Source organism: Pseudomonas sp. P97.38 (assembly GCF_001269745.1).
Lineage (GTDB): Bacteria > Pseudomonadota > Gammaproteobacteria > Pseudomonadales > Pseudomonadaceae > Aquipseudomonas > Aquipseudomonas chlororaphis_E.
Map to the genome: position 1 here is coordinate 260,919 of NZ_LHVJ01000024.1, position 24,805 is coordinate 285,723.

The window sequence follows — 24,805 nt, forward strand, 5'->3', positions numbered from 1 at the left end:
GAGCCTGTGGGAGCGAGCTTGCTCGCGATGAGGCCCGAATAGGCCCTAAAAAATCACAGGCATAAAAAAACGCCCCCGATCTCACGACCGGGGGCGTTTTTCATTCAGCCGAGGCTAAAAGATCAGTTCTTGGCTTTCTTGGCAGCGCGGGTACGCTCGCCTTCGTCCAGGATCTTCTTGCGCAGGCGAATCGACTTCGGCGTCACTTCGCACAGCTCGTCGTCCTGGATGAATTCCAGAGCCTGTTCCAGGGTGAAGCGAACAGGTGGAACCAGGGCGATGGTTTCGTCTTTACCCGAAGCACGCATGTTGTCGAGCTTCTTGCCCTTGGTAGGGTTGACGCCCAGGTCGTTGTCACGGCTGTTCAGGCCAACGATCTGGCCGTTGTAGATTTCCTGGCCGTGTTCGACGAACAGCTTGCCACGCGCTTGGAGGGTTTCCAGGGAGTAGGTCAGCGCCTTGCCGGTTTCTACCGAGACCAGTACACCGTTCTGACGGCCGGACATGTGGCCGGACTTCATGGTGTCGTAGCGATCGAAGATCGAGGTCAGGATGCCAGCACCGTTGGTCAGGGTCAGGAACTGGTTACGGAAACCGATCAGGCCACGAGCAGGGATGTTGTATTCCAGGCGTACACGGCCCTTGCCATCCGGGGACATGTTGGTCAGGTCGCCCTTACGCAGGCCCATTTCTTCCATGACCTTGCCCTGGGATTCTTCAGGGATGTCGATGGTGACGTTCTCGAACGGTTCCTGCTTGGTGCCGTTGACTTCGCGGATGATCACTTCAGGACGGCCCACGGCCATTTCGAAGCCTTCGCGGCGCATGGTTTCGATCAGTACCGACAGGTGCAGCTCACCACGACCGGAAACCTTGAACTTGTCGGCCGAGTCGCCTTCTTCAACGCGCAGTGCCACGTTGTAGAGCAGTTCCTTGTCCAGACGCTCCTTGATGTTACGGCTGGTCACGAACTTGCCTTCCTTACCGCAGAATGGCGAGTCGTTGACCTGGAAGGTCATGGAAACGGTTGGCTCGTCGACGGTCAGCGGCTTCATCGCTTCGACAGCGGTCGGGTCGCACAGGGTGTCGGAGATGAACAGCTCTTCGAAGCCGCTGATGCAGACGATGTCGCCGGCGGCTGCTTCTTCGACGTCCACGCGGTGCAGGCCGTGGTGGCCCATCAGCTTCAGGATACGGCCGTTGCGCTTCTTGCCTTCGGTGTCGATGGCGACGACCGGAGTGTTCGGCTTGATACGACCGCGGGCGATACGGCCAACACCGATCACACCCAGGAAGCTGTTGTAGTCCAGGGCAGAGATCTGCATCTGGAACGGACCGTCACGGTCAACGGCAGGGGCCGGTACGTTGTCGACGATCGACTGGTACAGCGGGGTCATGTCTTCAGCCATGGCGGTGTGGTCCAGACCGGCAATGCCGTTCAGGGCCGAGGCGTAGACGACCTGGAAGTCCAGTTGTTCGTCGGTGGCACCGAGGTTGTCGAACAGGTCGAAGATCTGGTCCAGGACCCAGTCAGGACGCGCGCCCGGACGGTCGACCTTGTTGATCACGACGATTGGCTTCAGACCGGCTTCGAACGCCTTCTTGGTCACGAAGCGGGTTTGCGGCATCGGGCCGTCCTGGGCATCGACCAGCAGCAGTACGGAGTCGACCATCGACATCACGCGCTCTACTTCACCGCCGAAGTCGGCGTGGCCCGGGGTGTCCACGATGTTGATGTGGTAGCCATTCCAGTTGATGGCGGTGTTTTTCGCCAGGATGGTAATACCGCGCTCTTTTTCCTGGTCGTTGGAGTCCATCACGCGCTCGTCGTTGAGCTCGTTGCGCTCCAGGGTGCCGGATTGACGCAAGAGTTTGTCTACCAGGGTGGTCTTACCATGGTCAACGTGGGCAATGATGGCGATGTTGCGTAGATTTTCGATCACTTGTGTATCTCGATCAGAGGATTCGGTGTGCTGACAGGACGTGACAGCGATTTACGTTGAGTCCGACAAAAGCCGTTACAGCTTGCCGGCGGCGTCGGGGGGCCGGTGACGCAGGCCACAGGCAAACAGCCCCGGGCACTTAGCTCGGTCGATAAACGCGCACATTGGCATGCCCCTCACTGAGCAAATGGTGGGCATGCAGGCGACTCATCACGCCTTTGTCGCAATACAGCAGGTACTGGCGAGTAGGGTCCAGTTCCTTGAAACGCGCGTTCACGGCATAGAACGGCATCGTTTGTACCTCGATGCCGGCGATCTCCAGCGGGTCGTCTTCAGCGTCATCCGGGTGACGGATGTCGATGATGATCTGACCGGCCAGCGCTTCGCCGACTTCTTCAACCTGAATGTCCTGGCCCAGTTCATCGATCACGCGATCGATCGGCACCAGCCTGGCATTTTCGAGCGCACGCTCGAGAATCGCCATGTCGAATTCTTTCTCTTCATGCTCCACCCGCCCGCGCTTGGCCGCCGTCTTCGGGTTGACCGAGATGACCCCGCAGTACTCCGGCATGTGCCGGGCGAAATCGGCGGTGCCGATCTCGATGGCCGTGTCGATGATGTCCTGCTTGTGGCTGGCGATCAGCGGGCGCAGCACGAGTTTTTCGGTGACGCAGTCGATCACCGACAGGTTCGGCAGCGTCTGGCTGGAGACCTGGGAGATCGCCTCGCCAGTGACCAGCGCATCGATGTGCAGGCGGTCGGCGATGCTCGACGCGGCACGCAACATCATACGCTTCAAAATGACGCCCATATGACTGTTGTCGACTTTACCGAGAATCTCGCTCAGCACTTCTTCGAATGGCACGCTCACAAATAGCACACGCTGCGAGCTGCCGTACTTCTTCCAGATGAAGTGCGCCACTTCCATCACGCCCAGTTCATGGGCACGCCCGCCCAGGTTGAAGAAGCAGAAATGCCCCATCAAGCCGCGGCGCATGATCTGGTAGGCGGCGACCGTGGAGTCGAAACCGCCGGACATCAACACCAGGGTCTGCTCCAGCGAACCCAGCGGGTAACCGCCAATGCTGTCGTGCTGGCTGTGGATGACGAACAGCCGCTGGTCGCGAATCTCGATGCGCACTTCGACCTGCGGGTCCTTCAATGAAATACCGGCGGCGCCGCACTGCTGGCGCAACTGGCTGCCCACGTACTTCTCCACGTCCATCGAACTGAACGGGTGCTTGCCGGCACGCTTGCAACGCACCGAGAAAATCTTGCCGGCCAGCGCATCACCGTAATGGCGCTTGCACTTGGCGAGGATGTCGTCGAAATCACCCAGCGGGTATTCGTCCACCTGCAGGAAATGCGCGATGCCCGGCATGCAGCTCAGGCGCTCGGTCATCTCCTTCAGGATCTTGGGTTCGCTGACACGGGTTTCCAGCTCGAGGTTGTCCCACACGCCATTCACCACCACGGCCGGATCCAGGTCACGGAGCACGGCACGGATGTTCTTCGCCAACTGGCGGATGAAACGCATCCGGACCGGGCGGCTCTTGATGGTGATTTCGGGGAAGACTTTTACGATTAGTTTCATGAAAACAGCGCGCGAACGGCCAGCCGAAAAAGGGGGGCGCGGATTATAGCGGAAATTGCTCAAGGTTTAACCAGTTAATGTGAAGATGGTTTTGCATGCACCAAAACAGGTCAAGCCCTCCTTAAAACGCCACTTTGCGGTGCATCATTGTCGGACAATCTGCGGTTTCTGGCTGGAAAAGCGTGGATTTGGTGCAAAAAACCCATTGCTGGGGCACTGGCATGCAAATTGCTCCCTTGTGAGGCAGGTTGCCTTGGCAGAGTATTCGCGCCGGCATCACCCATATCTTAGGGCACACCATTACCCGCCCGAAGCCACCCGGAGGACATATGTCGAAGTCGGTTCAACTCATCAAAGATCATGACGTCAAGTGGATTGATCTGCGCTTCACTGACACCAAAGGCACTCAACATCACGTGACCATGCCGGCCCGTGATGCCCTGGACGACGATTTCTTCGAGATCGGCAAGATGTTCGACGGTTCCTCCATCTCCGGCTGGAAAGGCATCGAAGCCTCCGACATGATCCTGATGCCGGACGACGAAACCGCCGTCCTGGATCCATTCACCGAAGAGCCGACCCTGATCCTGGTTTGCGACATCATCGAGCCTTCGACCATGCAAGGCTATGACCGCGACCCACGCGCCATCGCCCACCGCGCCGAGGAATACCTGAAGTCCACCGGTATCGGCGACACCGCTTTCTTCGGTCCGGAGCCTGAGTTCTTCATCTTCGACTCGGTCAAATTCAAGTCCGACATTTCCGGCTCCATGTTCAAGATCTTCTCCGAACAAGGTTCGTGGATGTCCGACCAGGACGTGGAAGGCGGCAACAAAGGCCACCGTCCAGGCGTGAAAGGCGGCTACTTCCCAGTACCACCGTTCGACTTCGACCACGAGATCCGTACCTCCATGTGCAACGCACTGGAAGAAATGGGCCAGACCGTCGAAGTTCACCACCACGAAGTGGCGACTGCCGGCCAGAACGAAATCGGCGTGAAATTCAACACGCTGGTCAAGAAGGCTGACGAAGTCCAGACCCTGAAGTACTGCGTACACAACGTTGCCGACGCCTACGGTCGCACCGCGACCTTCATGCCTAAGCCTCTGTACGGCGACAACGGTTCGGGCATGCACGTTCACATGTCGATCTCCAAAGACGGCAAGAACACCTTCGCAGGCGAAGGCTATGCCGGCCTGTCGGACACCGCCCTGTACTTCATCGGCGGTATCATCAAGCACGGTAAGGCCCTGAACGGCTTCACCAACCCGTCGACCAACTCCTACAAGCGTCTGGTCCCAGGCTTCGAAGCACCGGTCATGCTGGCCTACTCGGCTCGCAACCGTTCCGCCTCGATCCGTATTCCATACGTGAACAGCCCTAAAGCCCGCCGTATCGAAGCTCGCTTCCCGGATCCGGCTGCCAACCCATACCTGGCCTTCGCTGCACTGATGATGGCCGGCCTGGACGGTATCCAGAACAAGATCCACCCTGGCGATGCCGCCGACAAGAACCTGTATGACCTGCCGCCTGAAGAGGCCAAGGAAATCCCACAGGTGTGTGGCAGCCTGAAAGAAGCCCTGGAAGAACTGGACAAGGGCCGTGCGTTCCTGACCAAGGGCGGCGTATTCAGCGACGACTTCATCGACGCTTACATCGCACTGAAAAGCGAAGAAGAAATCAAGGTTCGTACCTTCGTACACCCACTGGAATACGAGCTGTACTACAGCTGCTGATCCGGTAGCGTCGCCCCACGCGGCGTGAAATAAAAAGAGGCCTCCTTCCGGGAGGCCTTTTTTATGGGCGCAGATTACGGGCATGATGGCTGACCTCCTTCCTCCAAGACGAGACTGCCCATGACGCTGCGCTTCACGCTTGGCCTTGCCCTTTGCGCCGCGGTGCTGGCCAGCACCGCCCAAGCCGCTCCCGCCCCCGACGCCCTTACACCGTTGCTCAATGCCATCGGCGAACGCATCGCCATCGCCGATCAGGTAGCGCTGAGCAAATGGGACACTCATAAACCCGTGGAAGACCGCCAGCGCGAGCGCGAGGTCATTGCCGCCGCCGTCGCCCAGGCACCGGCCTACAAGCTCACGGCCGACACCGTGGAAGCGTTCTTCAGTGCCCAGATAGAAGCCAACAAAATGGTGCAATACATCGACCTGTCCGACTGGGCCCTGGCAGGCAAGGCACCGGACCTGCCACGCCCCGACCTGGTAGGAGAGATCCGCCCGCAACTGGATCGACTGCAAAAGCGCCTGCTGCAACAACTGGCCGACTTCGCCCCCTACCGCACCGACCCGCAGTGCCCGCAATGGCTGGCCCGGGCCACCCACAATGACAAGCAGCACCCGGTGCACCGACTCGCCCTGATCCGGGCGACCGGAGAGCTGTGTATCTCCACAAAATCCTGAAACAACCACCTCCCCCTGTGGGAGCGAGCTTGCTCGCGATGAGGCCAGCACATTCAACATCTCAGTGACTGACACTCCGCTTTCGCGAGCAAGCTCGCTCCCACAGGGGTTATGTGCATCAACTTGGGTCAATCATCCTCCCTGGCCTATGCTGCAACCCATCACTTTTCGTTTTCGGTCGATTTTCCATGGGTCGTGGTTTTTCAATCATCCTGTTGTTGCTGCTGGCTCTGCCCGCCGCCGCGCAGATCTACAAGTACACCGACGCCGAGGGCAACACCGCCTACAGCAACCAGCCGCCCCAAGGTGTACCGGCCCAGACGGTGGAACTGCCGCCACTCAACAGCATCGAGCGCCAGCCCGCCGCCGGCCCGGACACACCGCCAGCCCCGGCGCAGAGGGATGAGCCACGCAACGCCTACGAGATGCTTGAACTGACGGACCTTCCCAGCGAGGAGGCCCTGCGCGCCAACAACGGCACCTTTACCGTGGGCGTGCGGGCGCAGCCAAGGCTGCAAAGCCCGCATCTGTTTCGACTGCTGGTGGACGGCCAACCCTATGGCCAGCCCACCAACGTGCCACGCCTGCAAGTGGTGAACATCGACCGGGGCGAGCACAGCCTGGCGGTGCAAGTCATCGACGGGGACAACCTCGTGCAGCAGAGCGACACCGTCACCTTCACCGTGCAGCGGGTTCACCAGCCATGATTCGCGGCTGGCTCACGTTGGGCCTGGCGCTGGTCGCGTTGCCGGGGATGGCACAGGTCTATACCTACGTCGACGCCCAAGGCAATCGTGTCTTCACTGACCAGCCCCGCCCCGGCAATGCCCGGAAAGTCGAGCTCTCGCCCGGCAACCGAATGCCCACGCCCCCCAAGGGCACGCCCGCGATGCCCGCCAAAGAAGCCTCGCCCGAGCCGCTGTTTCATTACGAAATGCTCCGCCTGCTGATCCCCGAGCCGGACGCCACTCTACGCAGCACCGAAGGTGCGCTGATCGTCAGTGTCACCAGCGAACCCGGTTTGAAAAAAGGCCATCGCTATCGCCTGTTGCTCGACGGCCAGCCCACCGGGGCCGCGGGTACGAGCCCGGTGTTCGCCCTGGACAACGTCGATCGCGGCACCCATCACCTGGCGGTGGAGATCCTCGACGAGCAAGACCGCATCCTCGAACGTACGGCCAACCAGCCTTTCCACATGCAGCGCATGTCCCTGGCACAAAAGCGCCGCATCAAGCCGTGCGTCATGGCCGACTATGGTCAACGCCCGGAATGCCCGCTCGCCGAAAAACCCGAAGAAGAAAGCAGCATCCTGCCGTTCTTCTAACCCCGTTCAGGCTGACGCACTATATTAGTGCATCAATCTGCCCGCTTCCCGGATTCCAGCCCATTTTGGTTCGAAAGTACCCGTAGAAGCTGGCAGTACGCCACGCAACAGGGCGCAAAAAGGCCTCTTTAGGGCTCTAAACGCTTCTTTTCAGAGCCTTGGTTTGGTTTTTGCATTTTCCTCGTACCGGCGCGTCATACGAATGCCCGCTACGCTCCAAAAGAGGTCCCGATGACCATCAGCGATGCACTACACCGCTTGCTACTCGACAACCTCACCACCGCGACCATCCTGCTCGACGCCGAATTGCGCCTCGAGTACATGAACCCGGCGGCGGAAATGCTGCTGGCTGTCAGCGGCCAGCGCAGCCATGGGCAGTTCATCAGCGAGTTGTTCACCGAATCGGCCGAGGCGCTCAATTCCCTGCGCCAGGCGGTAGAGCAGGCGCACCCGTTCACCAAGCGCGAGGCAATGCTGACCGCACTGACCGGCCAGTCCCTGACCGTGGACTACGCGGTCACCCCGATCCTGAATAACGGCGCCACCCTGTTACTGCTGGAAGTCCATCCCCGTGATCGCTTGCTGCGCATCACCAAGGAAGAGGCCCAGTTGTCCAAGCAGGAAACCAGCAAGATGCTGGTGCGCGGCCTCGCCCACGAAATCAAGAACCCTCTCGGCGGCATTCGTGGCGCCGCGCAATTGCTGGCCCGGGAACTGCCGGAAGAAAGCCTCAAGGACTACACCAACGTCATCATCGAGGAAGCCGACCGCCTGCGAAATCTGGTAGACCGCATGCTCGGCTCGAACAAGCTGCCGTCCCTGGCGATGTGCAACGTCCACGAAGTGCTGGAGCGCGTCAGCAGCCTGGTGGAAGCCGAAGCCCAGGGCTGCATCACTTTGGTGCGCGACTACGACCCGAGCATTCCCGACGTCCTGATCGACCGCGAGCAGATGATCCAGGCGGTGCTGAACATCGTGCGCAACGCGATGCAGGCCATCGGCAGCCAGAACGAACTGCGCCTGGGTCGCATCACCCTGCGTACCCGCGCCATGCGCCAGTTCACCATCGGCCATGTGCGCCACCGCCTGGTGACCAAGATCGAAATCATCGACAACGGCCCGGGCATCCCTGCAGAACTGCAGGAAACCATCTTCTTTCCCATGGTCAGCGGCCGCCCGGACGGTACCGGGCTGGGCCTGGCCATTACCCAAAACATCATCAGTCAGCATCAGGGCTTGATCGAGTGTGAGAGCCACCCCGGCCACACCACCTTCTCGATCTTCCTGCCACTGGAACAAGGAGCCACATCGACATGAGCCGTAGTGAAACCGTGTGGATCGTCGATGACGACCGTTCTATCCGTTGGGTCCTGGAAAAAGCCTTGCAACAGGAAGGCATGACCACCCAGAGCTTCGACAGCGCCGACGGGGTGATGAGTCGCCTGGCGCGTCAGCAACCGGACGTCATCATCTCCGACATCCGCATGCCGGGCGCCAGTGGCCTCGATCTGTTGGCGCGCATCCGTGAACAACACCCACGGCTGCCGGTGATCATCATGACCGCCCATTCGGACCTGGACAGCGCAGTGGCGTCCTACCAGGGGGGCGCCTTCGAATACCTGCCCAAACCGTTCGACGTCGATGAAGCCGTCTCGCTGGTCAAGCGCGCCAACCAGCACGCCCAGGAGCAGCAAGGCCTGGAAGAAGTGCCGGCCCTGGCCCGCACCCCGGAAATCATCGGCGAAGCGCCGGCGATGCAGGAAGTGTTTCGCGCCATCGGGCGCCTGAGCCACTCCAACATCACTGTGTTGATCAACGGCGAATCCGGTACCGGTAAAGAACTGGTGGCCCACGCACTGCACCGCCACAGCCCACGGGCCGCGTCGCCGTTCATTGCCTTGAACATGGCGGCGATTCCCAAGGACCTGATGGAATCGGAGCTGTTCGGCCACGAGAAAGGCGCGTTCACCGGCGCGGCCAACCTGCGGCGCGGGCGCTTCGAGCAGGCCGACGGCGGCACCTTGTTCCTCGATGAAATCGGCGACATGCCGGCCGACACCCAGACCCGCCTGCTGCGGGTGCTGGCCGATGGCGAGTTCTATCGGGTGGGCGGGCATACGCCGGTCAAGGTGGACGTGCGCATCATCGCCGCGACCCACCAGAACCTGGAAACCCTCGTCCACGCCGGCAAGTTCCGCGAAGACCTGTTCCATCGCTTGAACGTGATCCGTATCCATATCCCACGCCTGGCGGATCGTCGCGAAGACATCCCGACACTGGCCCGGCACTTCCTCAGCCGCGCCGCCCAGGAGCTGGCCGTGGAGCCCAAGCTGCTCAAGAGCGAAACCGAGGAATACCTCAAGAACCTGCCGTGGCCCGGCAACGTGCGCCAGCTGGAGAACACCTGTCGCTGGATCACGGTCATGGCGTCCGGTCGCGAAGTGCATATCAGCGACCTGCCACCGGAACTGTTGAGCCTGCCACAAGATTCGGCCCCGGTGACCAACTGGGAACAGGCCTTGCGCCAATGGGCAGACCAGGCCTTGGCCCGCGGTCAGTCCAACCTGCTGGACAGCGCCGTCCCGAGCTTCGAGCGCATCATGATCGAAACCGCCCTCAAGCACACAGCCGGCCGCCGCCGCGACGCCGCGGTGCTGCTGGGCTGGGGCCGCAACACCCTGACCCGCAAGATCAAGGAACTGGGGATGAAGGTCGATGGTGGGGATGATGATGAAGGGGATGAAGGCTGAGCAGCCTTAACCCCGCGTAAAACCCCATGTGGGAGCGGGCTTGCTCGCGAAGGCGTCATGTCAGCCAGCATCCAACTGGCTGATATACCGCTTTCGCGGGCAAGCCCGCTCCTACAAGTCACTCTGCAGCGCCAGTCGCATGAGCTCGCCAGTTGAAATCCTGGACTTGCGTGCACCACACCAATGCACCACGACCCGCAACTGCGCGCTTCATACCGGCCCAGGCCGATCGATTCACCTCGAAAAACTCCGCCGTAAAAAAGCCAAAGCCCCGGAATACGGGGCTTTGCGTCTCATCAGCAGTTTTTTTGTGACAAACCATTAAATCTGGCACGCGCCCTGCAGTAACCCCATCACTACCCAGTTTCGGGGACCTTGGTACAGGCAGGCCGGGGATTCCCCATTTTCTACCGGGCTCGATGAGCCCACCCTTTTGGGGGCCTTGATACAGGCAGGTCAAGGTTTCCCTTCTTTACACCCTGGGCTGACGCTTGCAGTCGCCCTCCCGTTTTGGGGACCCTGGTACAGGCAGGCCGGGGATTCCCTCTTTTATTGCTCCTGGAGACGGACCTCCAGCCGCCAGCGGTCATCCACTTCGCTGCCGGCCCACTCCCCGCGCAACGGCCGCGCCGCCACCAACGTCAGCAACAAGCCCTTGTCGCTCAAGCGCACCCGCCAGTTCACATCCTTGCCATTGAGCTTGAGCTGGCCATTCTGCGGCCGCCCCTCGGCTTCGAACAGCAGCGCTACCGAACCATCGATGACTTCGCCATGCAGTTTCGGCTCACTGTCGAACCAGGCCACCAACGTTCCATCGCTCGCCTCGATTCGTTGCAGCACGTTCGGCTCGGGCGTGGTCAGGCGCCCGATCATCAGCCCGACCATCAGGCCGAAAATCGCCAGGGAACCCATCACCCGAGGCATTAGCTTCGAACGTCGATCGGTTTGCGGCGTAGAATGCCGCTCATCTTCATCTGCGGAGCCGTGCATGTTTCACGTCATCCTTTTTCAACCGGAAATCCCGCCGAATACCGGCAATGTCATCAGGCTGTGCGCCAACAGTGGCTGCCACCTGCATCTGATCGAACCGCTGGGCTTCGAAATGGACGACAAGCGCCTGCGCCGCGCCGGCCTCGACTACCACGAGTATGCCACCTTGCAGCGCTACGCCGACCTTGCCAGCTGTCTGGAAAGCCTGGGGCATCCACGCCTGTTCGCCTTCACCACCAAGGGGTCGCGGCCCTTCCATGACGCCCGGTTCGTGGCCGGCGATGCCTTCCTGTTCGGGCCCGAAAGCCGTGGCCTGCCCGCCGACGTGCTCGACGCCCTGCCATCGGACCAGCGCCTGCGCCTGCCGATGCGCGAAGGCTGTCGCAGCCTGAACCTGTCCAACACCGTGGCGGTGGCGGTCTATGAGGCCTGGCGGCAGAATGGCTTTCAATAGCCCCCATAACAAATGTGGGAGCGGGCTTGCTCGCGAAAGCGGAGTGTCAGGCAACATTGATGTCAACTGACACACTGCTTTCGCGAGCAAGCCCGCTCCCACATTGGACTTGCGTCGACCGACTTACTGAACGGTCGCGCCTTCTTGCTGCATGCGCTGCAGTTCTTGCGCGTACAGGGCGTCGAAGTTCACCGGTGCCAGCATCAGGGCCGGGAACGAACCGCGGGTCACCAGGCTGTCCAGGGTTTCACGGGCGTAGGGGAACAGGATGTTCGGGCAGAACGCGCCCAGGGTGTGGCTCATGGACGCTGCATCGAGGTTCTTGATCAGGAAGATCCCGGCCTGTTGCACTTCGGCGATGAATGCCACTTCTTCACCGTTCTTCACGGTCACCGACAGGGTCAGCACCACTTCGTGGAAGTCGTCTTCCAGGGCTTTCTGGCGGGTGTTCAGGTCCAGGCCGACGCTCGGTTCCCACTGCTGGCGAAAGATCGCCGGGCTTTTCGGGGCTTCAAAGGACAGGTCGCGGACATAAATGCGCTGCAAGGAGAATTGCGGTGCGGCTTCTTCTTCGCTGGCAGCTGTGTTTTGTTGGTCAGTCATCGCAGATCCTTCTTACTTTCAGGTTCTTGAGTAGGGAATTCAGGCCTTGAGCATCGCGTCGAGCTTGCCGGCGCGCTCCAGGGCGAACAGATCATCACAACCGCCCACGTGGGTGCTGCCGATCCAGATCTGCGGGACGGACGTACGCCCAGCCTTCTGGGTCATTTCGGCACGCAGTTGCGGCTTGCCGTCGACCTTGATCTCTTCGAAGGCCACCCCTTTGTTCTGGAGCAGGAACTTGGCTCGCGAGCAATAGGGGCAGTAATCACTGGAATAGACAACGACGTGGGTCATCTCACTTCACCAGGGGCAGGTTGTCGGCTTTCCAGCTGGCCACGCCACCGGAGAGCTTGGCCGCGGTGAAGCCGGACTTCATCAGTTCACGGGCATGGGTGCCGGCGTGCTGGCCCTGGGCATCGACCAGGATGATGGTCTTGGCCTTGTGTTTTTCCAGCTCGCCGATACGTGCGATCAGTTTGTCCTGGGGGATGTTCACCGCCCCGACAATGTGACCGGTGGCGTATTCCTTGCTCGGACGGATATCCACCACCACGCCGGCATCCTTGTTGACCAGCGCGGTCAGCTCGCCGGTGCTCAGGCTGCGCCCGCCGCCCTGCATCGTGTGGGCCACCAGCAATGCCAGCAGTACGACGAAGATACCGACGAGAATGTAGTGGTTAGTGGCAAATTCAATCAGGTGAGCAACCATCGAAGGAGGTTCCAGGGCGTTAAAATGTCGGCCAGTATACACAGCACGCAAGGCCGGCCAAACCCCGCCCGGCGGTGACGCCACCGGAACTTACCTTTAAACTGCCCGTCCCTTTTGCATCGTCTTCTTTTAACCGCCACGAGTGGATTCCATGACTACCACGCCTAAACCTTTGGTCCTGATGATTCTCGACGGCTTCGGTCACAGTGACAGCCACGAATCCAACGCCGTGTATTCGGCCAAAAAGCCTGTCCTGGACCGCCTGTGGGCCACCGTGCCGAACGGCCTGATATCCGGCAGCGGCATGGACGTCGGCCTGCCGGACGGGCAGATGGGCAACTCCGAAGTCGGCCACATGAACCTCGGCGCAGGCCGGGTGGTGTATCAGGACTTCACCCGCGTGACCAAGTCGATTCGCGACGGCGAGTTCTTCGAGAACCCGACCATCTGCGCGGCCGTGGATAAGGCCGTGGCCGCCGGCAAGGCCGTGCACTTCATGGGCCTGCTGTCGGACGGTGGCGTGCACAGCCACCAGGATCACCTGGTGGCCATGGCCGAGCTGGCCTTCAAGCGTGGCGCCGAGAAGATCTACCTGCACGCGTTCCTCGATGGCCGCGACACCCCGCCAAAAAGCGCCGCCTCCTCGATCGAACTGCTGGACGCCACCTTCCAGGCCCTCGGCAAGGGCCGCATTGCCAGCCTCGTCGGCCGCTACTACGCCATGGACCGCGACAACCGTTGGGACCGCGTCTCCCAGGCCTACAACCTGATCGTCGACGGCCAGGCCGAGTTCAGCGCCGCCACCGCCCAGGAAGGCCTGAACGCCGCCTACGAGCGCGGCGAAAGCGACGAGTTCGTCAAGGCCACCACCATCGGTGAACCGGTCAAGGTCGAAGACGGCGATGCCGTGGTGTTCATGAACTTCCGTGCCGACCGGGCTCGCGAGCTGACCCGTGTGTTTGTCGAAGACGACTTCAAGGAATTCGAACGCGCCCGCCAGCCAAAACTGGCCGGCTTCGTGATGCTGACCCAATATGCCGCCAGCATCCCGGCCCCGTCGGCCTTCGCCGCCGGCAGCCTGGAAAACGTGCTCGGCGACTACCTGGCGAAAAACGGCAAGACCCAGCTGCGCATCGCCGAAACAGAGAAGTACGCCCACGTGACGTTCTTTTTCTCGGGCGGACGAGAAGAGCCCTTCCCGGGCGAAGAACGCATCCTGATCCCCTCGCCGAAAGTCGCCACCTACGACCTGCAGCCGGAGATGAGCGCCCCTGAGGTGACCGACCGCATCGTCGATGCCATTGAAAACCAGCGTTACGACGTGATCGTGGTCAACTACGCCAACGGCGACATGGTCGGCCACAGCGGCGTGTTCGAGGCGGCGGTCAAGGCCGTGGAATGCCTGGACACCTGCGTGGGTCGCATCGTCGAGGCCCTGGAGAAGGTCGGCGGCGAAGCGCTGATCACCGCCGACCACGGCAACGTCGAGCAGATGTCCGACGAATCCACCGGCCAGGCCCACACGGCCCACACCACTGAGCCGGTGCCCTTCATCTATGTCGGCAAGCGTGACCTCAAGGTCCGCGAAGGCGGCGTGCTGGCTGACGTGGCACCGACCATGCTGATGCTGCTGGGCATGGAAAAACCGGCGGAGATGACCGGGACTTCGATCCTGGTGTAACGACACGTAGTCACGGAGCATTGGCTTGCTGTGGCGAGGGAGCTTGCTCCCGCTCGATGGCGCAGCCATCGCAGGGGCCCTGGCTTGATCAACTGTCGAGGGGCTGCTTCGCAGCCCAGCGGGAGCAAGCTCCCTCGCCACAGCAGCCTGGCGGCTTTCAGTGTTTTGCCGGCCAGTTATCACACAGCCCCAAATGGGCGTTTTTTTTGCCGCGTGGGGCGGGCATACTAGGCCGTCCCTTTCCCTGGTATCACCCGCCTCTATGCTTCGCGTCCTGATAGCCCTCGTTCTGACCTGCCTGCTCCAACCGGCCTTTGCCGACGAGCGCGCGCAAACCCAACAACAGTTGGAGGCCACGCGCCAGGACATTGCCGAGCTGAAGAAACTGCTGGGCAAGCTGCAGGAAGAGAAATCCAGCGTCCAGAAAGACCTGCGCGGCACCGAGACCGAGATGGGCAAGCTGGAGAAGCAGGTGGACGCCCTGCAGAAAGAGCTGAAGAAAAGCGAATCCGAGCTGCAGCGGCTCGATGGTGAGAAAAAAAAACTCCAGAGCGCGCGCACTGAACAGCAACACCTGATCGCCATCCAGGCCCGCGCCGCCTACCAGAACGGCCGCCAGGAGTACCTCAAGCTGCTGCTCAACCAGCAGAACCCCGAGAAATTCGCCCGCACGCTCACCTATTACGATTACCTGAGCCAGGCCCGCCTGGAGCAACTGAAGAACTTCAACGAAACCCTGCGCCAGCTCGCCAACGTCGAGAAGGACATCGAATTGCAGCAGGCCCAGTTGCTGGTACAGAAAAGCAGCCTCGACAGCCAGCGCGATGAACTCGACAAGGTTCGCAAGGAACGCCAGGTGGCCCTGGCCAAGCTCAATGACGATGTGAAGGCCCGCGACAGCAAGCTCAAGGCCCGTGAACAAGACCAGGCCGAGCTGGCAAACGTACTCAAGACCATCGAGGAAACCCTGGCCCGCCAGGCGCGAGAGGCAGAGCAAGCGCGGCAGCAAGCGCTGATCGCCCAGCAGGAAGCCGAAAAAAAGCGCTTGCGTGAGGCCGAGGCGGACTCGGACGAGGCGCCCCGCAAGGCGACCAGATCCAGCCCCGGCGCGCTGGTTTCCAGTGACGGTGAAACCTTCGGCGGCGCATTTGCTTCGGCGCGCGGCAAACTTCCATGGCCGGTCAATGGTCGATTACTGGCACGCTTTGGTGAAACCCGTGGCGACGACACCCGCACCAAGTGGGATGGCGTGATGATCAGCGCTTCCGCCGGCAGCCAGGTGCACGCCGTGCATGGCGGGCGCGTGGTGTTCGCCGATTGGCTGCGCGGCGCCGGCCTGCTGGTGATCCTGGATCACGGCAACGGGTACCTGAGTCTGTATGGCCACAACCAGACGCTGCTCAAGTCGGCGGGGGATGTGGTCAAGGCCGGCGAGTCCATCTCCACGGTCGGCAACAGTGGTGGGCAGGATACGCCAGCCCTGTATTTCGCTATTCGTCAGCAGGGTCGCCCCAGTGACCCGGCCCAATGGTGTCGTGCGCAAGGATAAGCGCACCCATCCACTTAAGGAGTTCGTTCGACATGCTGCATTTGTCCCGTCTCACCTCGCTGGCCCTGACGATCGCCCTCGTGATCGGCGCGCCCCTGGCTTTCGCCGCTGAACCGGCCCCCTCGGCCCCCGCCACCACGGCGGCGACCACCAAGGCGCCGTTGCCGCTGGACGAGCTGCGCACGTTTGCCGAAGTCATGGACCGGATCAAGGCCGCCTATGTCGAGCCGGTGGACGACAAGATGCTGCTGGAGAACGCCATCAAGGGCATGCTCAGCAACCTGGACCCGCACTCGGCCTACCTGGGACCGGAAGATTTCGCCGAGCTGCAGGAAAGCACCAGCGGCGAGTTCGGCGGCCTGGGCATCGAGGTCGGCAGCGAAGACGGCTTCGTCAAAGTGGTCTCGCCGATCGACGACACGCCCGCCTCCAAGGCCGGCATCCAGGCGGGCGACTTCATCGTCAAGATCAACGGCCAGCCGACCCGCGGCCAGAGCATGACCGAAGCCGTGGACAAGATGCGCGGCAAGATCGGCCAGAAGATCACCCTGACCCTGGTGCGCGACGGCGGCACGCCGTTCGACGTGACGCTCACGCGGGCGGTCATCCAGGTCAAGAGCGTGAAGAGCCAGTTGCTGGAGTCGGGCTACGGCTATATCCGCATCACCCAGTTCCAGGTCAAGACCGGCGAAGAAGTCGCCAAGGCCCTGGCCAAGCTGCGCAAGGACAACGGCAAGAAACTCAACGGCCTGGTTCTGGACCTGCGCAACAACCCCGGCGGCGTGCTGCAATCGGCGGTGGAAGTGGTGGATCACTTCATCACCAAGGGCCTGATCGTCTACACCAAGGGCCGCATCGCCAACTCCGAGCTGCGCTTCTCGGCCACCGGCAACGACCTGAGCGACGCCGTGCCACTGGTGGTGTTGATCAACGGCGGCAGCGCCTCGGCGTCGGAGATCGTCGCCGGTGCACTGCAGGACCAGAAACGCGGTGTGGTGATGGGCACCACCAGCTTCGGCAAGGGCTCGGTGCAGACCGTGCTGCCACTGAACAATGATCGCGCCCTGAAGATCACCACCGCGCTGTACTTCACCCCCAACGGCCGCTCCATCCAGGCCCAGGGCATCGTTCCGGACATCGAGGTGCGCAAGGCCAAGATCACCAACGAGCAGGACAGCGAATACTTCAAGGAAGCCGACCTGCAAGGCCACCTGGGCAACGGCAACGGTGGCGCCGACAAACCGACCGGCTCCGGCGCCAAGGCCAAACCGATGCCGCAGGATGACGATTATCAGTTGGCCCAGGCCCTGAGCCTGCTCAAAGGACTGAACATCACCTCCGGCCGCTGAAATGCGCCGGCGCTTGATCCTCGGCCTGGTGTGCTGCCTGGCGAGCGCGGCCTTTGCCGCGCCAGCCACGCCCGCCGCTTCACCGCACAAGGCCTACCTGAGCCTGATCATCGACGACCTGGGGCAGAACCTGCCCCGGGATCGCCAGGTACTGGCCCTCCCCGGCCCTGTCACCGCCGCGATCATGCCCGACACGCCCCATGCCGCCGAATTCGCCCGCGAAGCCCATCGCGCCGGCAAGCTCGTGATGTTGCACATGCCCATGGACCCCGCCACCGGGCCGTTCGCCTGGCATCCGGACCTGCCCATCGAAGAACTCGGCAAACGCCTCGACGCCGCTTTCGCGGCCGTGCCCTACACCAGCGGGATCAACAACCACATGGGCAGCCGCATGACCGCCCAACCCCAGGCCATGGCGTGGCTGATGGCGAACCTGCAGCAGCGGCACAAGTTTTTCGTCGACAGCCGCACCAGCGCCCAGACCGTCGCGGCGGCCGAGGCGCAGAAGATCGGCCTGGCCAGTGTGTCACGGGATGTATTCCTCGATGACGAGCGCACGGAAACCGCCATCGCCCACCAGCTCCAGACCGCCATCGACCTGGCTCGCCGGCAAGGCTCGGCCGTGATGATCGGCCATCCCTATCCGCAGACCCTGGCCGTGCTCGAACGCGAACTGCCCCGGCTCAAAGGCCAGGGCATCGAATGGATCGACATCAAGTCGATGATCAGCCTGCGCAGCAATCGGGCGATGGCCGGGCATGGGAAAGATGGGCTCTACCGGTAGCGGCGACCGCGTCGCCGCCATCGCGAGCAAGCTCGCTCCCACAACGGTTCTGCATCGGGCACAAGATTGGCGTTCACAGCAGCCCCCCTGTGGGAGCGAGCTTGCTCGCGATGACGGCGACACATTCAACATCCCTGCAAGCTGACCCACCGCTCTCGCGAGCAAGCTCGCTCCCACAGTGGTTTTGCATCGGGCACAAAAGCGGCGTCCACAGCAGATCCCTGTGGGAGCGAGCTTGCTCGCGATGACGGCGGCACATTCAACATCTCTACAAGCTGACCCACCGCTTTCGCGAGCAAGCCCGCTCCCACAGGTTTGTTCCAGCGGTCAGAGGTAGCGCGCCATGATCGCGTCCACCGCCCCTTCCTTGCGCAGTTCATCCAGGGCGGCTTGAAGCCGGGCGACCACCTCGTCAGGCACGTCCTTGTTCAACGCCAGATACAACTCGGCACTGTTGAAGCGCAGCACGGTCTTGAGATCGGTCACCCCTTCCTGGCGCGCCAGGTAACGTCCAGCCGGATCCCCGGTGGCCCACAGGTCGATCTGACCGTTGACCAGTTTCCTCGCGTTGTCCTGGTCACGCAGCACCACAATGGGATTCAGCCCCTGCTTGCCCAGGGTTTCGGCAATGGCGTCGCCCTTGTAGGCGCCGATCCGGTATTTGCGCGCCTGCTCCAAGGAGTCGAGGGCGATCGGGCTGTCCGCCTTGGCGAGCATGATCCAGTCGTCCGGGCCGATGGGGCCGACCCATTTGAACAGCTTTTCACGTTCCGGCAGCCGCGCCATGACGAAGACGCCGTAGCCGGGGTTCTCCAGGGCGAGCTTATAGATCCGCTCCCAGGGGAAACGCAGCGTCAGGCTGTAGGTGATGTCGGCGCGCTTGAAAACCTCGCGGACGATGTCCACGGCAATGCCCTGGATGTTCTCGTCCTGGGCGAAGTTCTTGCCGTTCTTGGCCATGTTGTACGGTGGGAAGTTTTCCGTCAGCAGCACCAGCGAGGTGTCGGCGGCGCGGGCCGTGCCTGCGAGCAGCAAAGTGGCGCCGGCAAGGGCAAGAACAAGGCGTTTGAGCATGTATAGTGGCCTGTGTGGCTAATTCGTGCACTCAAGTTCGGCGCCAGTGCTCGCCAAGCTGCGTTGCCATTCCTCGCCGTAGCTGGGCTACGACTCGTCATGGCGCCTTGCCTGGCAAGTCCTGGCACTCGAACTTGAGCACCCGAATTAACCGTACAGGCCACTAGCTACCGCAATCCATGGTGTGCCCAAGAGTGCCTTGGGCCCGCCATGGTGTCCAGCGGTCAGCGAATGCAGATACCGCGCTGTGCCATGTAGGCCTTGGCCTCCGGCACCGTGTATTCGCCAAAGTGGAAGATGCTCGCCGCCAGCACCGCGCTGGCGTGGCCTTCCAGGATGCCATCGGCCAGGTGCTGAAGGTTGCCGACACCGCCGGAGGCGATCACGGGAATGCCCAGGGCATCGCTGATGGCACGGGTCACGCCCAGGTCGAAGCCGTTCTTCATGCCGTCCTGGTCCATGCTGGTCAGCAGGATCTCACCGGCACCGAGGCCCTCCATCTTCCTGGCCCACTCAACGGCATCCAGGCCGGTGGGCTTGCGACCGCCGTGGGTGAAGATTTCCCAGCGCGGGGTTTCGCCCGGACCGGACACCTTCTTCGCGTCGATGGCGACGACGATGCACTGCGAGCCGAAATGCTGGGCCGCTTCACCGACGAACTCCGGGTTGAACACCGCCGCCGTGTTGATGGACACCTTGTCCGCCCCGGCGTTGAGCAGGTTGCGGATATCCTGCACGGTGCGCACGCCACCGCCCACGGTCAGCGGGATGAACACCTGGCTGGCCATGCGCTCGACGGTATGCAAAGTGGTGTCGCGGCCGTCGACGCTGGCGGTGATGTCGAGGAAGGTGATCTCGTCCGCACCCTGTTCGTCGTAGCGACGGGCGATTTCCACCGGATCGCCGGCATCACGGATGTTCTCGAACTTGACGCCCTTGACCACTCGGCCGTTGTCCACGTCCAGGCAAGGGATGATGCGTTTGGCTAACGCCATGGGCTTAATCTCCGATTAAGAGTTGCAAGCTTCAAGCTTCAAGCGGCAAGAAAGCGCGGATCGCAGTCGCGCTTTAGCTTGCGGCTTGCAGCTTACCGCTTGGAGCTGGCCGCATAGCCATCACAAAAAGCTTGAGCTTCTGCCACATCCAGCGTGCCCTCATAAATCGCGCGGCCCGTGATCGCCCCGATGATGCCCGGCGCCTTGGCGTCGAGCAGTGTCTTGATGTCGCCCAGGTTGTGGATACCGCCGGAGGCGATGACCGGGATTTTCGTGGCCGCCGCCAGGGCCGCCGTGAACGGCACGTTGCAGCCCTGCATCATGCCGTCCTTGGCGATGTCGGTGTAGACGATGGCCGACACGCCGTCGGCTTCGAAACGCTTGGCCAGGTCGATCACCTGCACGGTGCTGACTTCAGCCCAACCGTCGGTGGCGACAAAACCGTCCTTGGCATCCAGGCCCACGATGACCTTGCCCGGGAACGCGCGGCAGGCTTCGGCGACGAACTCAGGCTCCTTCACGGCCTTGGTGCCGATGATCACGTAGCTCACGCCGGCCTTGACGTAGTGCTCGATGGTTTCCAGGGAGCGAATGCCGCCGCCGATCTGGATCGGCAGGTTCGGATAGCGCTTGGCAATGGCGGTCACCACTTCGCCGTTGACCGGCTGGCCTTCGAAGGCGCCGTTCAGGTCCACCAGATGCAGGCGCCGGCAGCCGCCCTCCACCCACTTGGCGGCCATGCTCACCGGGTCATCGGAGAACACCGTGGAATCTTCCATCCGGCCCTGGCGCAGACGTACGCAAGCGCCGTCCTTGAGATCGATAGCGGGGATAATCAGCATGCTTTTCCTTCGTCAAAGAGCTGCAAGCTGCAAGCTATAAGCTGCAAGCAGGCACGCGTTTCAATTCTTGCAGCTTGCAGCTTGGCGCTTTCAGCTGCTCTTTTCTAAAGCCCACAAGTCGCTTTCAATGCTTTCGAACCTTTCTTTAAGGTGCGCCTGCACATCGAAAATCGCCCTGTTGTAATAGTGCGGAGCAATTTCGCGGGTAAACAGCTCAAGAATTTCCGCCGCCTCGAACGAACCCAGGTCCAGTTCGAAACGCTCCTCCATGAACCGCTGGATCTTGCGGTTCGCCTCACTCTCCTGTTCAGGCGTGAGGGTGAGGATCGGCGGCTTCTTGCGGACCATTACCAGCGACCGTCCCACGCCGCGAAGTTCTGCAACAGTTGCAGGCCATGGGTATGGCTCTTCTCGGGGTGAAACTGCACGGCGAATCGCGAGCCGTCGGCCAGCGCCGCGGCGAAGTCGACGCCATAGTGACCGCTGCCCACCACCTGCCGGGCATTGCCGGCCGCGATGTAGTAGCTGTGCACGAAATAGAAGCGCGCCAGGTCCGGGATGTTGTGCCACAGCGGGTGGTCCACCGTCTGCTTCACTTCGTTCCAGCCCATGTGCGGGACCTTCAGGTGCTCGCCGTCTTCATGCAGGCCCTTGCCAAAGAACTTCACCTGGCCCGGGAACAGGGAGATGCAATCGACGCCGTCGTTTTCTTCACTGCGTTCGAGCAAGGCCTGCATGCCCACGCAGATACCGAGGAACGGACGGTCCTGGCTGACTTCGTGCACCAACTTGTCGAAGCCCAGGCGACGGATCTCGGCCATGCAATCGCGAATCGCGCCCACGCCGGGGAAGACCACCCGGTCGGCTTCGCGAATCACATCGGCGTCACTGGTGATCAGCACCTTGCCGGCACCCACGTGTTCGAGGGCCTTGGCCACTGAGTGCAGGTTGCCCATGCCGTAATCGATAACCGCAACCGTCTGCATTACAGGACGCCCTTGGTCGAAGGCATCTGCCCGGCCATGCGGTCATCGAGCTCCACGGCCATGCGCAGTGCGCGGCCGAACGCCTTGAACACGGTCTCGATCTGGTGGTGGGTGTTGTGTCCGCGCAGGTTGTCGATGTGCAGCGTCACGTTGGCGTGGTTGACGAAACCCTGGAAAAACTCCTGGAACAGGTCGACGTCGAAGCCGCCGACGGTGGCACGGGTGTACGGCACGTGCATCTGCAGGCCAGGACGGCCGGAGAAGTCGATGACCACTCGCGACAGCGCTTCATCGAGCGGGACATAGGCGTGGCCGTAGCGACGGATGCCTTTTTTGTCGCCGATGGCCTGGGTGAACGCTTGCCCCAGGGTGATACCGACGTCTTCCACCGTGTGGTGGTCGTCGATATGCAGGTCGCCCTTGCTGACGATGTCCAGGTCGATCAGCCCGTGACGGGCGATCTGGTCCAGCATGTGCTCAAGAAAAGGCACGCCGATATCAAACCGGGCCTTTCCGGTGCCATCCAGGTTGATCGAGGCTTTGATCTGGGTTTCCAGAGTGTCGCGCTCGACAGACGCCTTACGTTCGGCCATCACCAGCTCCGCAAAATCATTGGGCGAAAAAGGCAGCCATTATAGGGGCGCGAGCGGCAAACAGAAACACGGGAGGTGATATCACTGACGGGTTGTTGCCCGTCCTGTCGGGGTTAGACATGTCCATACAAGCCATGGACGCAGATTTTGCCATCATCCAAAAACAAATGTGGGAGCGGGCTTGCCCGCGAAGAGGGTGTGCCAGTAAACATAAATGCTTCTGACCCACCGTCTTCGCGGGCAAGCCCGCTCCCACAAAGATCGACTTTACCTTGAAGGTTCAGACAACCGTCTTAGTGGAACAACACCGCCGTCTTCTGCAGGGTCACCCAAACACCCCACGCCAACGGAATGCCCACCACCACCCAGGCGGCGAGCGCCAGCAGCTTGGTGCCTGGTGCGGCTTTCCATTCCAGCGAAGTGGTGCTGTCGGCGCCCTTGTCGTGGCCCAGCGCCTGTTCGGCGGCCAGCTCGGCGTCGGTCATGAAGTACTTGTCGGCGACCGGGCGAACCATCAGGTTGCACAGGAAGCCCAGCACCAGCAGGCCGGCGAGGATGTACAGGGTGATGTCGTAGGCCGCGGCACGTTCAACGCCGATGCTCAACTGATACTCACGCAGGTAGTTCACCAGCACCGGGCCCAGCACGCCGGCCGCGGCCCAGGCGGTCAACAGGCGACCATGGATCGCGCCGACCATTTGCGTACCGAACAGGTCCGCCAGGTAGGCCGGCACGGTGGCGAAACCACCGCCGTACATCGACAGGATGATGCAGAACGCCGCCACGAACAGCGCGATGTTGCCCAGGTGGCCCAGGTTCGGGATCAGCGCATACAAGGCGAAGCCCAGGGCGAAGAACACGAAATAGGTGTTCTTGCGACCCAGGTAGTCCGAGAACGATGCCCAGAAGAACCGGCCGCCGATGTTGAACAGGCTCAACAGACCGGTGAAACCGGCGGCGATGGCCGCGATCTGGGCCAGTTGGCCAGCGTCCAGTTGGCCAAACGGCAGGTCGTTGCCGAGCAGCTTGCCGCCGAACACTTCCTGCAACAGGGGCGAAGCCATGCCCAGGATGCCGATACCAGCCGACACGTTCAGGCACAGCACCAGCCATACCAGACGGAACTGGGGGGTTTTCCAGGCCACGTTCACGTGCACGTGACGATGGGTGATCATCGCGTTCGCGGCTTTCTTCGGAGCCGGGGTCCAGCCTTCAGGCTTCCAGCCGGTCGGCGGCACGCGGTACGACAGGGCGCCACCGATCATGAACACGAAGTAGATCGCGGCCATGACCAGGAAGCTCTGCCACACGCCCACGCCGGTTGGCGAAGCGAAATGGTTCATCAGCGCCGCGGCCAGTGGTGCACCCACCATCGCACCGCCACCAAAGCCCATGATCGCCATGCCGGTCGCCATGCCGCGCTTGTCCGGGAACCACTTGATCAGCGTGGACACGGGGGAAATGTAGCCCAGGCCCAGGCCGATACCACCGATTACCCCGGAACCGACCCACATCAGCCAGATCTGATGGGTATAGATACCCAACGCGGAAATCAGCAGGCCACCGCACCAGCACAATGCCGACACGACGCCGGCCTTGCGTGGCCCGGCGTGTTCCAGCCAGCCACCCCAGATGGCTGCCGAGCAACCCAGGAAGATGAAGAACAGGGTGTAGATCCAGCCGAGCATCGAGATCGGCCAGTCGCATTGGGACGAGAAGACTTGCGAGATGAAGCTCATGTCCGGCGCACAGGCCACCGGTTTGGTGATCCCCAGGGCCTTGGACAGTGGCAACCAGAACACCGAGAAGCCATAGGCCATGCCGATGCACAGGTGGATGGCCAGCGCGGCCGGTGGAACCAGCCAACGGTTGAAACCGGGCTTGGCGATGATGCGTTCCTTGGAGAGGAACGCAGGCTGGTCGGCAACGCCGCCGGCCGTGATGCTCGTGCTCATTGTGTATCCCCCAATTATTAGAATGGTTCACCAGCCACGCATCACCCTCAGCCTTCATTGCACGCAGGCATGGCTGTATTTTCTGGTGAAGCTCCATAGTAGTGCGACATCAAGTCGCAGAAGGACGGCGAACGGACGAAAGGTTACCACTTGCAGGTGACAGAAAAACCAAAGTGACATCACCTTTTTCATGTCATCTGTCTTATCGCGCCGATG

24 protein-coding genes are annotated in these 24,805 nt (G+C 61.7%); 11 read left to right on the plus strand and 13 right to left on the minus strand.

The genetic code is table 11. The features are described from left to right. Positions 1-122: 122 nt before the first annotated feature. Positions 123-1,943 (minus strand): translational GTPase TypA, encoded by a 1,821-nt coding sequence (gene typA, locus AD664_RS19095; protein ID WP_042731310.1) that lies wholly within the window; start codon positions 1,941-1,943, stop codon positions 123-125. Positions 1,944-2,082: 139 nt separating this feature from the next. Continuing rightward, complete coding sequence (gene thiI, locus AD664_RS19100; protein WP_053148619.1) at positions 2,083-3,537, minus strand: tRNA uracil 4-sulfurtransferase ThiI; 1,455 nt, start codon at positions 3,535-3,537, stop codon at positions 2,083-2,085. A 329-nt stretch (positions 3,538-3,866) separates the two neighbouring features. Between thiI and glnA the strand changes: the two genes are divergently transcribed. From glnA to ntrC, 6 genes are all read left to right on the plus strand, one after another. Continuing rightward, positions 3,867-5,273, plus strand: a complete 1,407-nt coding sequence (glnA, locus tag AD664_RS19105; protein ID WP_053148622.1) for a glutamate--ammonia ligase — start codon at positions 3,867-3,869, stop codon at positions 5,271-5,273. Between the two features lie 120 nt (positions 5,274-5,393). Further along, positions 5,394-5,951, plus strand: coding sequence for a chorismate mutase (locus AD664_RS19110; protein ID WP_053148625.1), 558 nt, complete (start codon positions 5,394-5,396; stop codon positions 5,949-5,951). A gap of 188 nt (positions 5,952-6,139) precedes the next feature. Then, complete coding sequence (locus AD664_RS19115) at positions 6,140-6,658, plus strand: DUF4124 domain-containing protein (RefSeq protein WP_053148628.1); 519 nt, start codon at positions 6,140-6,142, stop codon at positions 6,656-6,658. After that, positions 6,655-7,275: a DUF4124 domain-containing protein gene (locus AD664_RS19120; protein WP_053148631.1), complete on the plus strand. Its 621-nt coding sequence runs from the start codon at positions 6,655-6,657 to the stop codon at positions 7,273-7,275. Before AD664_RS19115 ends, AD664_RS19120 begins: the two co-directional genes overlap by 4 nt. 231 nt (positions 7,276-7,506) lie before the next feature. Next, positions 7,507-8,592 carry a nitrogen regulation protein NR(II) gene (glnL, locus tag AD664_RS19125; RefSeq protein ID WP_053148634.1) on the plus strand — a complete coding sequence of 362 codons (1,086 nt, stop codon included), beginning with the start codon at positions 7,507-7,509 and terminating at the stop codon, positions 8,590-8,592. Then, entirely contained in the window at positions 8,589-10,025 is a 1,437-nt protein-coding gene (gene ntrC, locus AD664_RS19130; protein WP_042731317.1) for a nitrogen regulation protein NR(I), read from the plus strand. The genes glnL and ntrC overlap by 4 nt, the downstream gene beginning before the upstream one ends. A 549-nt stretch (positions 10,026-10,574) precedes the next feature. Here ntrC and AD664_RS19135 read toward each other — a convergent pair. Next, on the minus strand, positions 10,575-11,015 hold the full coding sequence (locus AD664_RS19135) for a hypothetical protein (protein WP_083454223.1): 441 nt from the start codon (positions 11,013-11,015) through the stop codon (positions 10,575-10,577). On the opposite strand from AD664_RS19135, the gene AD664_RS19140 reads away from it, so the two are divergent. Then, entirely contained in the window at positions 11,014-11,469 is a 456-nt protein-coding gene (locus AD664_RS19140) for a tRNA (cytidine(34)-2'-O)-methyltransferase (protein ID WP_053148641.1), read from the plus strand. The two genes, AD664_RS19135 and AD664_RS19140, sit on opposite strands and share 2 nt — an antisense overlap. A gap of 123 nt (positions 11,470-11,592) precedes the next feature. Here the strand turns inward: AD664_RS19140 and secB are convergent, their stop codons facing one another. Genes secB through AD664_RS19155 form a run of 3 tightly spaced genes read right to left on the minus strand, consistent with a single transcriptional unit; the run spans position 11,593 to position 12,781 of the window. Next, positions 11,593-12,072 carry a protein-export chaperone SecB gene (secB, locus tag AD664_RS19145; RefSeq protein WP_042728163.1) on the minus strand — a complete coding sequence of 160 codons (480 nt, stop codon included), beginning with the start codon at positions 12,070-12,072 and terminating at the stop codon, positions 11,593-11,595. A 39-nt stretch (positions 12,073-12,111) separates the two neighbouring features. Further along, positions 12,112-12,366: a glutaredoxin 3 gene (gene grxC / locus AD664_RS19150; RefSeq protein ID WP_053148644.1), complete on the minus strand. Its 255-nt coding sequence runs from the start codon at positions 12,364-12,366 to the stop codon at positions 12,112-12,114. A 1-nt stretch (position 12,367) separates the two neighbouring features. Continuing rightward, positions 12,368-12,781 (minus strand): rhodanese-like domain-containing protein, encoded by a 414-nt coding sequence (locus AD664_RS19155; protein ID WP_042728161.1) that lies wholly within the window; start codon positions 12,779-12,781, stop codon positions 12,368-12,370. A 151-nt stretch (positions 12,782-12,932) separates the two neighbouring features. On the opposite strand from AD664_RS19155, the gene gpmI reads away from it, so the two are divergent. The 4 genes from gpmI to AD664_RS19175 all read left to right on the plus strand — a co-directional run bounded on the left by gpmI (position 12,933) and on the right by AD664_RS19175 (position 18,144). Continuing rightward, positions 12,933-14,462, plus strand: a complete 1,530-nt coding sequence (gpmI, locus tag AD664_RS19160; RefSeq protein WP_053148646.1) for a 2,3-bisphosphoglycerate-independent phosphoglycerate mutase — start codon at positions 12,933-12,935, stop codon at positions 14,460-14,462. Between the two features lie 262 nt (positions 14,463-14,724). Then, a complete protein-coding gene (locus AD664_RS19165) occupies positions 14,725-16,011 on the plus strand; it encodes a murein hydrolase activator EnvC (protein ID WP_053148649.1) in 1,287 nt (428 codons plus the stop codon). A 32-nt stretch (positions 16,012-16,043) separates the two neighbouring features. Further along, positions 16,044-17,360, plus strand: coding sequence for a S41 family peptidase (locus AD664_RS19170; RefSeq protein WP_042728158.1), 1,317 nt, complete (start codon positions 16,044-16,046; stop codon positions 17,358-17,360). 1 nt (position 17,361) lies between these two features. Then, positions 17,362-18,144, plus strand: a complete 783-nt coding sequence (locus AD664_RS19175; protein ID WP_053148652.1) for a divergent polysaccharide deacetylase family protein — start codon at positions 17,362-17,364, stop codon at positions 18,142-18,144. 327 nt (positions 18,145-18,471) lie between these two features. On the opposite strand, the gene AD664_RS19180 is transcribed toward AD664_RS19175, so the two are convergent. The 7 genes from AD664_RS19180 to AD664_RS19210 all read right to left on the minus strand — a co-directional run bounded on the left by AD664_RS19180 (position 18,472) and on the right by AD664_RS19210 (position 24,589). Further along, positions 18,472-19,218, minus strand: a complete 747-nt coding sequence (locus tag AD664_RS19180) for an ABC transporter substrate-binding protein (protein WP_053148655.1) — start codon at positions 19,216-19,218, stop codon at positions 18,472-18,474. Positions 19,219-19,442: 224 nt separating this feature from the next. Further along, entirely contained in the window at positions 19,443-20,213 is a 771-nt protein-coding gene (gene hisF, locus AD664_RS19185) for an imidazole glycerol phosphate synthase subunit HisF (protein ID WP_042728155.1), read from the minus strand. 92 nt (positions 20,214-20,305) lie between these two features. Further along, entirely contained in the window at positions 20,306-21,055 is a 750-nt protein-coding gene (gene hisA, locus AD664_RS19190; protein ID WP_053148658.1) for a 1-(5-phosphoribosyl)-5-[(5-phosphoribosylamino)methylideneamino]imidazole-4-carboxamide isomerase, read from the minus strand. Between the two features lie 90 nt (positions 21,056-21,145). Continuing rightward, positions 21,146-21,403 (minus strand): DUF2164 domain-containing protein, encoded by a 258-nt coding sequence (locus AD664_RS19195; RefSeq protein ID WP_053148661.1) that lies wholly within the window; start codon positions 21,401-21,403, stop codon positions 21,146-21,148. Further along, entirely contained in the window at positions 21,403-22,041 is a 639-nt protein-coding gene (hisH, locus tag AD664_RS19200) for an imidazole glycerol phosphate synthase subunit HisH (RefSeq protein ID WP_003186750.1), read from the minus strand. The genes AD664_RS19195 and hisH overlap by 1 nt, the downstream gene beginning before the upstream one ends. Then, positions 22,041-22,634: an imidazoleglycerol-phosphate dehydratase HisB gene (hisB, locus tag AD664_RS19205; RefSeq protein WP_024778052.1), complete on the minus strand. Its 594-nt coding sequence runs from the start codon at positions 22,632-22,634 to the stop codon at positions 22,041-22,043. The genes hisH and hisB overlap by 1 nt, the downstream gene beginning before the upstream one ends. A gap of 293 nt (positions 22,635-22,927) precedes the next feature. Next, positions 22,928-24,589: an OFA family MFS transporter gene (locus tag AD664_RS19210; protein WP_053148664.1), complete on the minus strand. Its 1,662-nt coding sequence runs from the start codon at positions 24,587-24,589 to the stop codon at positions 22,928-22,930. Positions 24,590-24,805: the final 216 nt, after the last annotated feature.

Coding starts and splice junctions, on each gene's coding strand:
- thiI (WP_053148619.1), bottom strand. CDS start 3,537: ATGAAACTAATCGTAAAAGTCTTCCCCGAAATCACCATCAAGAGCCGC.
- glnA (WP_053148622.1), top strand. CDS start 3,867: ATGTCGAAGTCGGTTCAACTCATCAAAGATCATGACGTCAAGTGGATT.
- AD664_RS19110 (WP_053148625.1), top strand. CDS start 5,394: ATGACGCTGCGCTTCACGCTTGGCCTTGCCCTTTGCGCCGCGGTGCTG.
- AD664_RS19115 (WP_053148628.1), top strand. CDS start 6,140: ATGGGTCGTGGTTTTTCAATCATCCTGTTGTTGCTGCTGGCTCTGCCC.
- AD664_RS19120 (WP_053148631.1), top strand. CDS start 6,655: ATGATTCGCGGCTGGCTCACGTTGGGCCTGGCGCTGGTCGCGTTGCCG.
- glnL (WP_053148634.1), top strand. CDS start 7,507: ATGACCATCAGCGATGCACTACACCGCTTGCTACTCGACAACCTCACC.
- ntrC (WP_042731317.1), top strand. CDS start 8,589: ATGAGCCGTAGTGAAACCGTGTGGATCGTCGATGACGACCGTTCTATC.
- AD664_RS19140 (WP_053148641.1), top strand. CDS start 11,014: ATGTTTCACGTCATCCTTTTTCAACCGGAAATCCCGCCGAATACCGGC.
- AD664_RS19135 (WP_083454223.1), bottom strand. CDS start 11,015: ATGCACGGCTCCGCAGATGAAGATGAGCGGCATTCTACGCCGCAAACC.
- secB (WP_042728163.1), bottom strand. CDS start 12,072: ATGACTGACCAACAAAACACAGCTGCCAGCGAAGAAGAAGCCGCACCG.
- grxC (WP_053148644.1), bottom strand. CDS start 12,366: ATGACCCACGTCGTTGTCTATTCCAGTGATTACTGCCCCTATTGCTCG.
- AD664_RS19155 (WP_042728161.1), bottom strand. CDS start 12,781: ATGGTTGCTCACCTGATTGAATTTGCCACTAACCACTACATTCTCGTC.
- gpmI (WP_053148646.1), top strand. CDS start 12,933: ATGACTACCACGCCTAAACCTTTGGTCCTGATGATTCTCGACGGCTTC.
- AD664_RS19165 (WP_053148649.1), top strand. CDS start 14,725: ATGCTTCGCGTCCTGATAGCCCTCGTTCTGACCTGCCTGCTCCAACCG.
- AD664_RS19170 (WP_042728158.1), top strand. CDS start 16,044: ATGCTGCATTTGTCCCGTCTCACCTCGCTGGCCCTGACGATCGCCCTC.
- AD664_RS19175 (WP_053148652.1), top strand. CDS start 17,362: ATGCGCCGGCGCTTGATCCTCGGCCTGGTGTGCTGCCTGGCGAGCGCG.
- AD664_RS19180 (WP_053148655.1), bottom strand. CDS start 19,218: ATGCTCAAACGCCTTGTTCTTGCCCTTGCCGGCGCCACTTTGCTGCTC.
- hisF (WP_042728155.1), bottom strand. CDS start 20,213: ATGGCGTTAGCCAAACGCATCATCCCTTGCCTGGACGTGGACAACGGC.
- hisA (WP_053148658.1), bottom strand. CDS start 21,055: ATGCTGATTATCCCCGCTATCGATCTCAAGGACGGCGCTTGCGTACGT.
- AD664_RS19195 (WP_053148661.1), bottom strand. CDS start 21,403: ATGGTCCGCAAGAAGCCGCCGATCCTCACCCTCACGCCTGAACAGGAG.
- hisH (WP_003186750.1), bottom strand. CDS start 22,041: ATGCAGACGGTTGCGGTTATCGATTACGGCATGGGCAACCTGCACTCA.
- hisB (WP_024778052.1), bottom strand. CDS start 22,634: ATGGCCGAACGTAAGGCGTCTGTCGAGCGCGACACTCTGGAAACCCAG.
- AD664_RS19210 (WP_053148664.1), bottom strand. CDS start 24,589: ATGAGCACGAGCATCACGGCCGGCGGCGTTGCCGACCAGCCTGCGTTC.